We start from the raw sequence: 14,107 nt of genomic DNA on the forward strand, positions 1-14,107 counted from the left end.
AGGGATTTGTTGCGATAATGTTCTTAATGTTTAACATAATTGCGTGGAGGATTTAAATGAGCAAGATTGAAAATGCAGAAAACGTTCGTCTGTTTGCGCTGAACTCCAATCAGCCACTGGCACGGCGATTGTCTGAAAAATTAGGATTGCCGCTGTCGGATGCTACGATTACGCACTTTGCGGATGGCGAAATCTCGATTACCATCAATGAAAGCGTTCGTGGTCGCGAAGTATATGTTTTGCAATCCGTTTCTCAGCCGGTTAACACTAATCTGATGGAGCTTTTAATCATGGTCGATGCCTTGCGGCGGGCTAGTGCGGCAAAAATCAATGTGATCATGCCTTACTATGGCTATGCTCGTCAAGATCGAAAAGCCCGCAGTCGGGAACCGATCACGGCCAAGCTGATTGCCAACCTGTTGGAGATGGATCAAATTGACCGCTTGATTGCGATTGACTTCCATGCACCACAACTGCAAGGTTTCTTTGATATTCCGGTTGATCACCTGCAGGCTGCACCAATTTTGGCTTCCTACTTTGCGCAAAGTGATCTTGACTTGAAAAATACGGTCATTGTAGCGCCGGATCATGCTGGGGTTACGTTGGCACGGCGTTTTGCTGAATTTTTAGGGACGCCGATTGCCATTATTGATAATCGTAATCTTGAACAGCAGCGCGGCGCCAAAACTACGGAAACGCCAACCTCAATCATTGGGGACGTTGCCAATAAGACGGCCCTGGTAGTTGACGACATCGTTGATACCGGTGTCCGAGTTGCCAACTCAGCAGAACTGCTCAAGAGCTGTGGCGCCAAAGAAGTCTATGGCGTTGCCACGCATGCAGTCTTATCAAAAGGCGCTGTTGAACGAATTCAAAACTCGGCCGTTAAAAACATGGTGGTTACCGATACGATCGATCTGCCGGCAGAAAAACGGATCGATAAGCTGGTGCGGCTGTCGATTGCTGATCTATTGGCCGGCGCCGTTGCAAGCATTCATAATCACGAATCGATTCACTATCTCTACAACATGCCGGAAGTTAAGCCGGTTGAAGACTAAACTAAAAGGATTCAGCGCTTCAATGCTGAATCCTTTTTAGTTATATTAAGTATTGGGCAGCCTAAGCCGGTTTAGCCTGCGGGCTTGGCGTGGCGAAACTTTGTAGAAGTCGTTTTAACTCGATGCGCCGCTGCTGTTTGGAGATAAAGAGTCCCATTTTTTCTTTGTCGAAGCCCGTAATCAACTTATTCTCACTAAAAATAATCGGGTTTTTTAAGATATGCGGACTTTTTTGAATAGCTGCGGTTAATTCGTTGAGTGTCATTTGATCGGGATCAATCTTTAAGGCCTTGGTTTCACGAGAGCGCTGAGATACCAAGTCGTCAGTGCCGTTTAAAGAAATCGTCAGCAGCTGCTGAATTTCGGCTGCGCTCAATGGTTCTTTCTCAATGTTACGCTGCGTCAACGCGATATCATGCTTGGCAAACCATTGAACGGCTTTGCGCTTGGAAGGATCATTAGTATGAAAATACAGATTAACCATTTGAACGAACCACCTTTTATGTGCTTTAAAAGACATTTTAGCAAGTTTGACAATAATATAAAGACTAATTGACCAATTGTTAAATAAAATTTATCAAATATGACTTTTTTTAGAAAGTCTTAATCTTTTTGAAAAGGCTTAACACGGCATTTAGCAAGCGATTGACTGATTATCACCAATAAAGCGAACAAGGTGGCGTCTTCAAATATGCGGTAAAAAATGTTAAATTAAAGGAGTATAAATTTTTTCCGTGGCGTCTTGACGTCAATCGAGTAAAGCTCAAAGAGGTGTTAAATTCATGGTTAAACGGATCAAAGCTCAGCATCAGCGGCATGGCCGGCAATGGCTGTTGGGAACGGTCAGTGCATTGAGCCTGCTGGCAACGGCTCATGCCAAAGCTGATCAGGTTACCGTTAAAGATGGTGATACTGTTTGGGATCTGGCCAATCAATACCAAACCAGCGTTAACGCAATTGAAGATGCCAATCCTCATGTTAAAAAAATCAGCAGCAGCGTTGATCTGATCTATGCCGGCCAACAGCTGGAACTGTCAAAAAACAGTACTGTCAGTCAAACTTCAGCTGTTGATAGTGACTCCTACACGGTCAAAAGCGGTGACACGCTGAGTCAGATCAGTGAACGGCTGCATGTATCGCTTGCTGACCTGGTAAGCTGGAATCATCTGAGCAATCCTGATCAGCTGGTGATTGGTCAGCAACTGATCGTCAAAGGAACGGCGGCTGCCAGTCAAACGCCAGCTTCAACCTCAGCCGCTGAAGCATCAAATACTGCTGTCAGCGTACCAGCAACGGCTAATGCCAGTTCCGTCAGTCAAACAGTCGTTCAGACAGCACCGGTTGTCTCAGCTGAATCGACCGCCTCAGATGGTACGGATTCAAACAGTAATGCGGCATCACAGGCAAGTCAAGCCGATGAACCTGCAGCTGCTTTAAGTCAAGCGGCCACTCCTGCAGCAACTTCAGCGCAGGATTTGACCAGCGGCACTGAACAATCATCTGCAGCAGCATCATCAGAGATGGTATCTGCGGAATCGTCAGCTGCTGATATGGCTTCGGCAGATACAGTTTCCAGTTTTGATGATCAATCCGCTGCAACGACGGCTGCAAGCTCAACCAGTGAAACGGTACCCGTTGAGCAGACTGCTGCATCCAGCACGGCAACGACCGCGGCGGCAATCAGTTCGGCAGATGCAATCAGCGAAAGCGCATCGGCTGAACAACCAACGCAGTCTACAGTGGCTTCATCAGTTGCAGAATCAACCAATCAGCAAGCAGCTTCTTCGACCAGTCTGGCAGCCGTCAATTCGTCAGCGGCAAGTACTCAGACTGCGACTACTGACTATTCCACTGCGGCTGCTTCAACTAGTTCATCCAGTACGTCAGAACAGGCAGGTGCCAATAGTACGACTGTTGCTGCAGACACTGCTGCTTCAACCAACAGCAGTTCGGATCTGACGACTGGTTCGGTAGTAAGTCTGGCGGTTAAGCTGGCCAACGCCAACATTCCATACGTATGGGGCGGGGCTTCGCTTTCCGGAATGGACTGTTCTGGTTTGGTCGACTATGTTTTCCAAAATGCGGAAGGAATCTCGCTGCCACACTATACGGTATCTTTGGAAAGCTGCGTCAGTCAGCATTCAGTTGCTGAAGCTCAGCCAGGTGATATCTTATTCTGGGGCAATCATGGGAGTACCTACCATTGTGCCATCTACATCGGCAACAATCAGTACGTAGCTGCACCACAGCCTGGGCAAAACGTTGAGATTGAGACGATCAGTCCTTACTTTATGCCAAGCTTTGCGGGGACGGTAATTCGCTGATCCATAAAATAAAAGAGCAGCCGGCTTGATCTGCGGGCTGCTTTTCTAATTGCGTCGATTAAGCAATTGTTTTGAAAGTACAAAATACTAAAAGATTTCTTATTGAAACGTAACAAACTTGTAAAACGAAAAAGGTTAACATTTTTTAAAGAGAGTGTTAAATTATGTTTATCCAATCCGGATCAGCTTTAAATATTTTCATTATTGGAGGTTGTTTAAAGTGAGCAACAAGTTTGAAATTCAACATGATTTAGTTGAAGCCCAAAACAAGCTTAACCGGTTATGTCAGGCAGAATCTAAGGCTAATGCCGCTCAATCCGGTACGCAAACAATAACGATCGAACCTCAATTTGGGGATGAAATGCAGCGTCTGCGCGAGGAATGCAGTCAGCTAAGCATTATTCTTGAGGCGATGGAAGCTTCTGAGGATTAATCTGGTTAAAATAAATATAAAAACAAACGATTATTTCAAGTCCGCTTGAGTAATCGTTTTTCGTTTCCAACTTTAGAGGATGTTAAAAACGTGCGAGCTGCGGCGATAATGCCTGCTGTTCGCACGTTTTTAATTAAACTTTTTTTTCCTTTAGTGAAGTACCCCAAAACGGATATTGACAAGTATCCAGCGTCAGATCCATAAAACGACTGCCCATCTCCTCGCCATCGGTTTGCGCAAATTCTAGTGAGGTCGTAACGTAATGCAGTCTGGATGCACGGAAGCATTTGGCAAAACGAGAATGATTCAGCCTGCCGCGTGCAAACTGCCGCAGACACCAAAACGTAATCAGCCAGTTGCGTCTTTCAACTACTAAAAGCTCTAGAGTTGATGAATGCAAGGATTCGTCAGGAGCAATCTTAAAACCGCCGCCGATATAGGGATGGTTGCTGGCAATCAGAATAAAAGTTTTGGGGAAAAGGTGATGATGACCGTTTTTTTCTTGCACCATCGTCTCAAAGGGCTCTTGATTGTATAAAACGCCTAAAGCCTGCGACAAATACGATAAGTTGCCCAGATGCCAGCGATTCAGCCGCTTTTTGGCTCTTGATGCGTTAGCCTGACTGACAATGGCGGCATCAAAGCCAATTCCAAGGTTGTTTAAAAAGTAGCCTTCTTCCTGCTTGATCGCATCATAATAATGACCAACGTTGATCGGTGTCGGGTGCTGAGCGTCCAATGCCTGTTGCAAGGCGGTCATTGGATCTTGCGACAGACCATAGCCGCGAGCAAAGTCATTGCCGCTGCCAGCCGGAATATAGGCCAGCGGTAATGAAGAGTTTGCCTTAATCAGCCCATTGAGTGTTTCGTGCAAGGTTCCATCGCCGCCAACCACCATTACGACATGCGTAGCCGCAGCAGAAGCAAAACGATGAGCAATTCGCTCGGCCAAATCGACGGCATGTCCATGATAGCGGGTTTCAACGACTTGATACACGATATTCAGCTCGTTTAGACGGCTCTGCAGCTGCTGCCAGATTTTTTTAGCACGGCCGCTGCCTGCTAATGGATTAACAATGATTGAATACTCCATGCAACGCTCCTTAAAAATAATAAAAAAGCCGAGACAGACTTGCCGTCCCAGCCATTAAAGACCATTCAGCCTAAAATTCGGTAATCTTGAAGTCTGGATTCTGCTTTTCGTATGCCAAAGACTTTTCATCCAGCAGTTCAATGAATTCAATTTGATATTCGGTCTTAGTTTCCACGAGCTGACGTGCCGCTGCTTCAGAGTCGGCTTCCAAGTAAAGCGACTTGGTGTTTTCACGTCGAGGAGTCATGGTTTTATCTGGTTGATAGTAAACTTTAAAAGTCATTTTTTCTCTCCTTAGATATTGGATCTCGATAAATCACCAATTTATTTTATCACAACTAACGAGCAGTGTCGCCATTCTTAATGAACCATGTGGTATTCTTAAGATAAGAATAATAAAACGGAGGAATTTAAAATGCGACTGTTTATCATGATTCTAGTCTCGGCAATTATTGTCATTACAATCTATCTGCTGATTCACCGGACGATGATCAACCGAGCAACCCTCATGCTGCGCAAACAAGCCCAAGCGGCAACCGATGCGGCGATGGCTTATGCATTGAAGCAAAATCTGCTGCAGCTGCCATCGATGCCGGAATCACAGCTGGTAGCCGATGTTTGGGGGAAAGGCGTGCTGGCATTTGAATATACGCTCAAAGCTAAAAAAGTTACGGAACTAAAAGAAAAAGACGTTGAAATGGCGCTGAATACCTATGCTAAAGAAAAGCATCTGGATCATCTGCCAACGGCAGCCAAAACATTTGTCGTGACTGATTGGTGGACCTACGAACAAATGCTGCATATTGACGTAGCCTATATCTATAATGAAGCCACGCGCGAATACGTAATGGATCTGCGCAAATTGAATCAGAACAATTGATATCGCTTGTCAGACGTAACTTGGGCAACATAAAAAGCCCAAGCGCACGAAAAGCGGTGTGCTCAGACTTCTTGAATCGGCTAAGCCTAGTCGAATAGAATCGTATCTTTAGGTGCCTCAAAAGGATGTTCCTTATTGATGTGATCATAGAACAAGACCCCATGCAGATGATCGATTTCATGTTGGCAGACAATGGCTGGATAATGCTTGAGCCGGATCTTGTGCGTTTCACCGGTCGTGTCTTGGTATTTCAAGGTAATCCGATCATGACGCGGTACATAGCCGGGAACGTCACGATCAACCGAGAGACAGCCTTCGCCTTCAGTTAAAGCGCCATATTGAACCGATTCGCTGATGATTACTGGATTGATAATAACGTCTTTAAAAACCGGCTTGTCATCTGGCTCTTCACCAGGAACCAGGACAGCGGCCATCTGTTTGGATTCGCCGACTTGCGGAGCCGCCAGCCCGACGCCGGCCCGCAGCTTATATTTTTCACACAGTTCAGGATCTTGACTGACCACCAGGTATTCCATCAAGTCCTTGGCCAATTTCTGGTCATCTTCAGAAAGAGGGAACTCGACTTTGGCCGCCCGCTTGCGCAGAACGGGGTCGGGATCACGAACAATGTCTTTCATTAAAAACATACTTGGTTTCGCCTCCATATTAAACATTCAAAGAATAGTCTATCATAAAAACTCGAAAAAAAGCGGACAGAAGCCTGTCAATTTGATAATGAAGGCATATACTAGATGAGATAAGCAGAATACCGTAAAAAGGAAGTGAAGACAGTGCACGATAAAAATTATTCCTATCCACTGGATCCAGGCTGGAGTACAGCTGAGATTGAAACCGTGATTGCAATGTTTCGAGTTGTGGAGGATGCTTACGAAACAGGCATCAATCGTCAGCAGATCATGGACTGTTATCGAGATTTTAAGAACGTGGTACCAGCTAAAAGCGAGGAAAAAAGGCTGGGTAAAGAATTTGCCAAGGTGACGGGTGGCTATCAGCTCTATGATGTCATCAAAGCCGCTCGTGAGCAAAAAGCAGGACAAATCAAGCTAAGCGTAAAATAACATTAGAGGTGTAGGAATGCTCGAACAAATTGATCAGCAGGCGCAGCGGCTGATGTGGGAAGTCCGTCAGCAAACGCTGCAGCTGATGACCAAAAAATTTAACGTTGCTGAAAAAACCAGTGCCAGGGATCTGGTGACGACTGTTGATAAGCAGAATGAAAAAATGATTGATGAACGGCTCAAAACAATTGATCCTGCCTGTCGAATCGTCAGTGAGGAAGGCTTTGGCGATCAGGTTGATGATTTAAAGGGGCATGTTTGGATTGTCGATCCGATTGATGGCACGATGAATTTTGTTATGCAAAAGCGTAATTTTGCGATTATGATGGGACTATACGTTGATGGTCAGCCAATCTTGGGCTATATCATGGATGTTGTCGAGGGAACGCTCTATCATGGCGGCAAAGGCATGGGAGTATTTGCCAACCAGCAGCGGCTGCATACACCCGAAAACAAATCACTGGCCGATAGTCTGATGGTAATGAATGGGTATTTGACCATGAATAACATTCATGGACTGCAAAAAGCCGCTCGCAAAGCGCGTGGTCTGAGAATGTATGGCAGTGCCGGCATTGAAATGATCTATGTGCTGACCGGATGCTTAGGTGCATACGTTTCGCACCTGCATCCATGGGATTTGGCGGCTGGCCGCGTCTTGGCCGAAGAACTGGGATTAGTTGTGAAACCAATTGACGATGATCATCTCAATGTGTTATCATCTAACCTTGTATTAGTAGCGACGAAGCAAGCCGGTCAAGATCTTTTGACCATCGCTGAATAGCCCAAGACTGTGACAGTGGTCACAGTTTTTTTATGACAAGGCCGCTGCCCCACAAAATTTAGAATATTGATTAGACGAAAGGAAGATAACTTTTGAAAACACGTGATGATATTCGCAACATTGCGATCATTGCCCACGTCGACCATGGTAAGACTACTCTGGTCAATGAAATGTTGAAGCAGTCTGACACTTTGCCAGAACACTTCGAAATTCAGGATCGGGCCATGGATACCAACGCCATTGAACGTGAACGTGGTATCACCATCCTCTCCAAGAACACGGCCGTTAAGTACGGTAAGTACCAGATCAACATTTTGGATACCCCAGGCCACGCCGACTTCGGTGGTGAAGTTGAACGGGTTATGAAAATGGTTGATGGCGTGCTGCTGGTTGTCGATGCCTTTGAAGGTACGATGCCACAGACGCGGTTCGTGCTGCAAAAAGCTCTGGAACAACACCTGACGCCAATCGTGGTTATCAACAAGGTTGACCGTAAAGGCGCGCGTCCAGAAGAAGTTGTTGATGAAGTATTGGATCTGTTCATTGAATTGGGTGCCGATGAAGATCAGCTGGACTTCCCAGTTATCTACACTTCAGCTATGAACGGTACTTCCAGCTACGACTCTGATGTCTCAACGCAGGAACACACGATGAAGCCATTGTTTGACACGATCGTCAAGACGATTCCAGCGCCAATCGACAACTCCGATGAACCACTGCAGTTCCAAGTTGCCATTTTGGACTACAACGACTTTGTTGGCCGAATTGGGATTGGTCGGATTTTCCGTGGCAAGATCAAGGTCGGCGACAATGTTTCTGTTATGAAGCTGGATGGCTCCAAGAAGAACTTCCGGGTTACCAAGCTGTTTGGTTTCTTTGGTCTGAAGCGTGAAGAAATTCAAGAAGCCAAGGCGGGTGACTTGATTGCCATTTCTGGGATGGAAGACATCAACGTTGGTGAAACGATTACGGATTCTGAACATCCTGAAGCCTTGAAGCCATTGCGGATCGATCCGCCTACGCTGCAAATGACTTTCCGGACCAATGACTCACCATTTGCTGGTCGGGAAGGTAAGTTCGTTACGTCTCGTCAACTGGAAAACCGTCTGAACGCTGAACTGCACACGGATGTTTCACTGCGGGTTGATCCAACTGACGAACCAGGTGCCTGGACGGTTTCTGGTCGTGGTGAGCTGCACCTGTCAATCCTGATCGAAACGATGCGTCGGGAAGGCTACGAGCTGCAGGTTTCTCGTCCACAGGTTATCTACCGTGAAATCGATGGTACGACCTGCGAGCCATTTGAAGAAGTCCAAGTAGACGTTCCTGATGAATACACTGGTGGCATCATTGACTCACTCGCAAAGCGTAAGGGTGAAATGAAGAACATGGAACCTTCCAAGAACGGTCAAACGCGGATGATCTTTGAAGTTCCTTCCCGTGGTCTGATTGGCTACTCGACTGAATTCATGTCACAGACTCGCGGTTATGGGATCATGAGCCACTCCTTCAAGGAATACCGTCCAGTTATCAAGAACTGGAACCCAGGCCGGACTAAGGGAACGCTGGTATCAATGAATGCTGGCAAGGCTACGACTTATGCAATGATGGGGATCGAATCGCGTGGTACGCTTTTGATCGACCCAGGTACGGAAGTCTACGAAGGTATGATCGTTGGTGAAAATAACCGTGAAAACGACATTACTGTTAACATCACCAAGGGTAAGAACCTGACCAACGTGCGGGCTGCTGGTTCTGATGAAATGGCGCGGATCAAGACGCCAACGCACCTTTCACTGGAAGAATCACTGGAATTCTTGAACGATGATGAATACTGTGAAATTACTCCTGAAAACGTGCGCCTGCGTAAGCAGATTCTGAACACGAATGCTCGTGAAAAGGAAGCCAAGCGTCGTCGGGCAGCTTCACGCAAGTAGTCAGTGCTTGATGCATGTATTAAGATTTGATAAAGACTCATCATTCGGCCTAGTGACCGGATGATGAGTCTTTTTTAAATGCTGTTCAGTTTTCAGCCGGCCTGTGATTTGCCGCATGTTTGCATGAATAGTGGTGTATAATGTTACTTGATTTTATCAAAAAGCGAGGAATGGCTAGTTGAAGACGACGTTAAAAAAAATCTATCGAAAAATGCGCAACATCGACTATTGGATTTTGATTCCGTATTTGGTGCTGTGTCTAATCGGCGTAGTCATGGTTTATTCGGCCAGTGCCGCAATCAGAATGCAGACGGGCGGGTCGCCGGTTGGCTATCTGATCAAGCAGATCGTGTTTGTCTTGATGGGCTGGGGAGTATTTGGATTTTTTGCTTCACTCAATCTAGATAAGCTAAGAACTAAAGGCGTTTTAGGATTGTCTTTTGGGGTTTTGCTTTTGGCGCTGCTTTTTGTTAAGTTTGCCGGTCGTGCCGTTAATGGTGCCAATGGCTGGATCAATCTGGGGCCGATCAGCATTCAGCCGGCCGAGTTCACCAAGCTTTTTATGATTGTCTATTGGGCCGATCGCTGTACCAAAGTCAATGACGAGCTGCATCGTCCCAGTATGCAGGATTATGTTTCAGGATTGATTTTGACTGCAATTTTGCTGATTTTAATCATTATTCAGCCTGACGTCGGTGGTTTTTCAATCAACTTTGCCGTTGCTGCCGTGATGATCATGGCATCGGGCTATAATTCACGCTGGACGATTCTGATTTTTGACGGTCTGCTTTTGATTGGAATAATTGCCTTGCCCAGCTTGGCTAAGGTTGTGGCAACTGGTCATATCAAAAACTATCAGGTCGCGCGATTCGTAGCGTTTGTCAATCCGTTTGGGACCCAGAGCGGTGCCGGCAGTCAGCTGGTTAATTCATACTATGCAATCAGCAATGGTGGGCTAAAAGGTGTTGGTCTGGGCAATGGTGTTCAAAAAATGGGCTATCTGCCAGAGCCTAATACCGATTTTATCCTATCAGTTGTCAGCGAGGAGCTTGGCTTTATTGGTGTATTTTTGATCCTGGCGCTTTTGGCGGTCATCATCTGCCAGATCATTCGGATTGGGGTCCGCTCTGACAATATGTATGAGGGACTGCTCTGCTATGGAGTGGGTACTTTTATTGCCGTTGAAGCTGCAATTAACGTTGGTGGGGTTACTGGTCTGCTGCCGATTACGGGGGTAACGTTTCCATTTATCAGTTATGGGGGATCCAGTATGCTTGCGTTAAGCATTGCGCTTGGTTTGGCGATGAATGTCAGCATTCGGCAAAAGCTGCGGCGTAAAAACCAGCGGCGCCTACAGGCAATTAGACAAAGGGGGATCGGGTAATGAGCTTTAAGATTCGTCCCCGGCGCGGCTTGATTGTCTACCTGAACAGCATGAAGACGGTCAAGTCGCTGCGGCGGTATGGTCATGTTCAATATTCATCGCGCCGGATGCATTACGTGGTTTTGTACGTTGATGAAGAAAATATTGCCAATACAATTGAAAAATTGCGGCAGCTGCGTAATGTCAGAAAAGTAATGCAGTCACACTGGCCGGAAATTGATCCTGAATTGACCGATCTGGAAGTGACGGGACTGTACAAAAAACATGATGAGGATGAAAAAGAATGAGAATTATTTCAGGCGAGTTTCGTGGACGGCGCTTGAATGCCGTACCTGGAATGGCAACGCGACCAACGACTGATAAGGTCAAAGAGTCGCTGTTTAATATTATCGGCCCCTATTTTGAAGGCGGGACCAGTATAGATCTATATGGCGGCAGCGGTGGGCTGAGTATTGAAGCCGTTTCGCGGGGAATCGATCATGCGACCTTGATTGATCGGCAGTATGCAGCCATCAAAACCATCAAAAAAAATATTGAGGTTACCAAGCACCCTGAGCGTTTCAGTGTTTATAAACAGGATGCCGAAAAAGCCCTGCATTTTTTGAGTCGGCAAACACAGCATTTTGATTTGGTCTTTTTGGATCCGCCATATGCCAAGCAGCATATTATTGATGATCTGGAAAAAATGGTTGACTTGAATCTATTGAACGATCAAGCTTTAATCGTAGCTGAGACCAATCAAGAAGCTCAGCTGCCGACTGAGAATTGGGGCAGCTTTGAGTTTTTGCGACAGCAGACTTATGGTATTACGGTATTGACGATTTATCGTTTTAGAAAGGATGAAGCCTAATGAAGATTGCACTTTTTCCCGGGTCATTTGATCCACTGACTCTGGGCCACTTAGATCTTATTCGTCGCGGCAGCGCGCTGTTTGATCAGCTGGCGGTTGCAGTAATGAGCAATGATTCCAAAAAGCCGCTGTTTACGGTTGAGGAACGCGTTGCCCAGGTTAAAGAAGCAGTAGCCGGACTTTCCAATGTTTCGGTAATCACGGCTGAGGGCTTGACCGTTGATCTGATGAACAAGATTGGCGCCGACTATTTGATGCGTGGACTGCGTAACGTTACTGATTTTCAATACGAACGCGATATTGCAGCGATGAATCAGTTTTTAGACGATCAGGCAGAAACGATTTTCTTTTTAGCTGATCCTAAATATCAGCATCTCTCCAGCAGCCTTTTAAAGGAGACCGCCGCAGCTGGTGGCGATATTTCTGCTTATTTGCCAGGCAATATCAATAAGGCTTTGGAGAAACGGCTGCGGGAACAAAAACTGGAGCAGGTAAAAGAACAAAATGAGCAGACAAGATAAGCAGATTCTCAAGCGGATTGCGGGGGTTCTGGCCGCGGTTTTGTTTGTTGGCTGGTTTTTGTTCTGGCCACTGAACTATTATATTGAGACGCCGGGGACCGCCGATAATCTAAAATCATATGTAACGGTTAAGGGGCATCCAGATAAGCACAAGGGAAGCTATATGATTACCTCCGTCTACTTGCAGCAGGCCCGTCCCGCAACCTATATCTGGGCCCATTTTGATCCGCAGGCAACGATTGAGAAGGCTTCTGACGTTACGGGCGGTCAAAGCGGTGCCACTTATAACAAAGTACAAAATTTTTATATGAAGAGTGCCATCAATGAGGCGATTGCCGTTGCCTACAAGGCTGCTCATCAGGAATACACCAAGCAGTATCTAGGGATTTACGTTCTCGAGGTTGAAAAGCAATCCAAGTTCAAAAATGATCTAAAGGTTGGCGACACGATCACCGAGGTTGACGGCAGGCATTTTGATACTGCTCAAGGCTATCAAAAATACATTGCCAATCAGAAAGTAGGTCAAGACCTTACGATTACCTACCTGCACAACGGCAAAAAGCATCAGACAACGCACAAGCTGATCAAGATAATGGGCGATCGTGCCGGCATTGGAATTTTACTGACTGACAACGTCAAGATTCATACCAAGATTCCCGTGAAGGTTGATCCAGGACAATTGGGCGGACCATCCGGCGGCTTGATGTTCAGTCTGCAGATCTATCAGCAGGTATCTGGCGAGAATCTACGGCATGGCCGCAAAATCGCTGGGACGGGAACGATTGCCCCAGATGGATCGGTTGGTGAGATTGGCGGCATCGATAAGAAGGTCATTGCCGCTCATAAAGCCGGCGCGACGATTTTCTTCGCTCCTTACGTCAAGCCAACCAAAACAATCCTTAAATATGAAGAAGGCCATCAGACCAACTACCAATTGGCTAAAAAGACGGCCAAAAAGTATGCGCCAGGGATGAAGGTCGTACCGGTCAAGAGCTTCAATGACGCTGTTGAGTATCTGAGAACTCATCAATAAAGAAATAATGTGAAAGTCGGAAATTTTAAGAATTTTCGGCTTTTTTAATGCAAATAAGTCTTTTTGGCATAAAGCATATTGAGGGGGTGAAAAAATGCAGTGGCAAGAATTTTGGGAGCTGCACCGCAAGACGATTTTGATCGTTTTAGGTGGGGTGGCACTGCTGATCGGTGGCTGGCTGTATTCCAGACCGACGCCAGCCAATCCAACTTTTGCCACGGCTGTCAGCACCAAGCCGGCAGCTGTTGATAAAAGCAAGGCAGCGACAACGCCTGCCAAAGTCTGTGTTGATGTAAAAGGAGCGGTCAATAGGCCGGGAGTATACACGCTGGGAAAAAATGCCCGGGTTCAAGAAGCGATTGCAGCAGCGGGAGGCGTCCATACCGATGCCGACATGCGCCAGGTCAACTTGGCTAAGCAGCTGCAGGATCAGCAGGTAGTCTATGTTCCAGCTCAAGGAGAACAGCTGCCAGGCGGTTTGACGACAGGGATGGCAGCTGATCAAACTGGGCCGAGTACTTCGACTGGGGGACAGGATACGCCCAAGATTAATCTTAATCAGGCCAGCAAGGAAGAATTATGTCAGATTAACGGAATTGGCGATAAAAAAGCTGATATGATCATCCAGTATCGGCAGCAGCATGGACCATTTAAAAGCATCGATGAGCTGAAAAACGTCGATGGCTTTGGTGATAAGACGGTTGCCAAGCTAAAAGACCAAGTGGCGGTTTAAA

17 protein-coding genes are annotated in these 14,107 nt (G+C 46.4%); 13 read left to right on the top strand and 4 right to left on the bottom strand.

Features of this window, described 5'->3' with window-relative positions; translation table 11 throughout:
* The first annotated feature begins 56 nt into the window (after positions 1-56).
* On the top strand, positions 57-1,058 hold the full coding sequence (locus H0G69_RS02950) for a ribose-phosphate diphosphokinase (protein ID WP_074504803.1): 1,002 nt from the start codon (positions 57-59) through the stop codon (positions 1,056-1,058).
* 61 nt (positions 1,059-1,119) lie between these two features.
* On the opposite strand, the gene H0G69_RS02955 is transcribed toward H0G69_RS02950, so the two are convergent.
* On the bottom strand, positions 1,120-1,542 hold the full coding sequence (locus tag H0G69_RS02955) for a transcriptional regulator Spx (protein ID WP_006499721.1): 423 nt from the start codon (positions 1,540-1,542) through the stop codon (positions 1,120-1,122).
* Between the two features lie 298 nt (positions 1,543-1,840).
* Between H0G69_RS02955 and H0G69_RS02960 the strand changes: the two genes are divergently transcribed.
* On the top strand, positions 1,841-3,382 hold the full coding sequence (locus tag H0G69_RS02960; RefSeq protein WP_180305134.1) for a C40 family peptidase: 1,542 nt from the start codon (positions 1,841-1,843) through the stop codon (positions 3,380-3,382).
* A 220-nt stretch (positions 3,383-3,602) separates the two neighbouring features.
* On the top strand, positions 3,603-3,815 hold the full coding sequence (locus H0G69_RS02965) for a hypothetical protein (protein ID WP_006499723.1): 213 nt from the start codon (positions 3,603-3,605) through the stop codon (positions 3,813-3,815).
* A 133-nt stretch (positions 3,816-3,948) separates the two neighbouring features.
* On the opposite strand, the gene H0G69_RS02970 is transcribed toward H0G69_RS02965, so the two are convergent.
* Positions 3,949-4,908 (bottom strand): diacylglycerol/lipid kinase family protein, encoded by a 960-nt coding sequence (locus H0G69_RS02970; RefSeq protein ID WP_180305135.1) that lies wholly within the window; start codon positions 4,906-4,908, stop codon positions 3,949-3,951.
* Between the two features lie 70 nt (positions 4,909-4,978).
* Positions 4,979-5,191 carry a DNA-directed RNA polymerase subunit epsilon gene (locus H0G69_RS02975; RefSeq protein WP_006499725.1) on the bottom strand — a complete coding sequence of 71 codons (213 nt, stop codon included), beginning with the start codon at positions 5,189-5,191 and terminating at the stop codon, positions 4,979-4,981.
* A 132-nt stretch (positions 5,192-5,323) separates the two neighbouring features.
* On the opposite strand from H0G69_RS02975, the gene H0G69_RS02980 reads away from it, so the two are divergent.
* Entirely contained in the window at positions 5,324-5,788 is a 465-nt protein-coding gene (locus H0G69_RS02980; protein WP_180305136.1) for a hypothetical protein, read from the top strand.
* 86 nt (positions 5,789-5,874) lie between these two features.
* Here H0G69_RS02980 and def read toward each other — a convergent pair whose 3' ends face one another.
* Positions 5,875-6,435 carry a peptide deformylase gene (def, locus tag H0G69_RS02985; protein ID WP_006499727.1) on the bottom strand — a complete coding sequence of 187 codons (561 nt, stop codon included), beginning with the start codon at positions 6,433-6,435 and terminating at the stop codon, positions 5,875-5,877.
* Between the two features lie 144 nt (positions 6,436-6,579).
* Between def and H0G69_RS02990 the strand changes: the two genes are divergently transcribed.
* From H0G69_RS02990 to H0G69_RS03030, 9 genes are all read left to right on the top strand, one after another.
* Positions 6,580-6,867, top strand: a complete 288-nt coding sequence (locus tag H0G69_RS02990) for a UPF0223 family protein (RefSeq protein ID WP_006499728.1) — start codon at positions 6,580-6,582, stop codon at positions 6,865-6,867.
* A gap of 16 nt (positions 6,868-6,883) precedes the next feature.
* Positions 6,884-7,648, top strand: coding sequence for an inositol monophosphatase family protein (locus tag H0G69_RS02995; RefSeq protein ID WP_180305137.1), 765 nt, complete (start codon positions 6,884-6,886; stop codon positions 7,646-7,648).
* Positions 7,649-7,740: 92 nt separating this feature from the next.
* Complete coding sequence (gene typA, locus H0G69_RS03000) at positions 7,741-9,585, top strand: translational GTPase TypA (protein ID WP_006499730.1); 1,845 nt, start codon at positions 7,741-7,743, stop codon at positions 9,583-9,585.
* A 211-nt stretch (positions 9,586-9,796) separates the two neighbouring features.
* Positions 9,797-10,969 carry an FtsW/RodA/SpoVE family cell cycle protein gene (locus H0G69_RS03005; RefSeq protein ID WP_180305379.1) on the top strand — a complete coding sequence of 391 codons (1,173 nt, stop codon included), beginning with the start codon at positions 9,797-9,799 and terminating at the stop codon, positions 10,967-10,969.
* A complete protein-coding gene (locus H0G69_RS03010; protein ID WP_006499732.1) occupies positions 10,969-11,256 on the top strand; it encodes a YlbG family protein in 288 nt (95 codons plus the stop codon). Before H0G69_RS03005 ends, H0G69_RS03010 begins: the two co-directional genes overlap by 1 nt.
* Positions 11,253-11,819: a 16S rRNA (guanine(966)-N(2))-methyltransferase RsmD gene (gene rsmD / locus H0G69_RS03015; protein ID WP_143112972.1), complete on the top strand. Its 567-nt coding sequence runs from the start codon at positions 11,253-11,255 to the stop codon at positions 11,817-11,819. Before H0G69_RS03010 ends, rsmD begins: the two co-directional genes overlap by 4 nt.
* Positions 11,819-12,340, top strand: coding sequence for a pantetheine-phosphate adenylyltransferase (gene coaD / locus H0G69_RS03020; protein WP_006499734.1), 522 nt, complete (start codon positions 11,819-11,821; stop codon positions 12,338-12,340). Before rsmD ends, coaD begins: the two co-directional genes overlap by 1 nt.
* Complete coding sequence (locus H0G69_RS03025) at positions 12,324-13,373, top strand: SepM family pheromone-processing serine protease (RefSeq protein ID WP_180305138.1); 1,050 nt, start codon at positions 12,324-12,326, stop codon at positions 13,371-13,373. Before coaD ends, H0G69_RS03025 begins: the two co-directional genes overlap by 17 nt.
* 94 nt (positions 13,374-13,467) lie before the next feature.
* Positions 13,468-14,106 (top strand): helix-hairpin-helix domain-containing protein, encoded by a 639-nt coding sequence (locus H0G69_RS03030; RefSeq protein ID WP_180305139.1) that lies wholly within the window; start codon positions 13,468-13,470, stop codon positions 14,104-14,106.
* Position 14,107: the final 1 nt, after the last annotated feature.

This window comes from Limosilactobacillus mucosae, from assembly GCF_013423865.1.
GTDB classification, from domain to species: Bacteria; Bacillota; Bacilli; order Lactobacillales; family Lactobacillaceae; genus Limosilactobacillus; species Limosilactobacillus mucosae.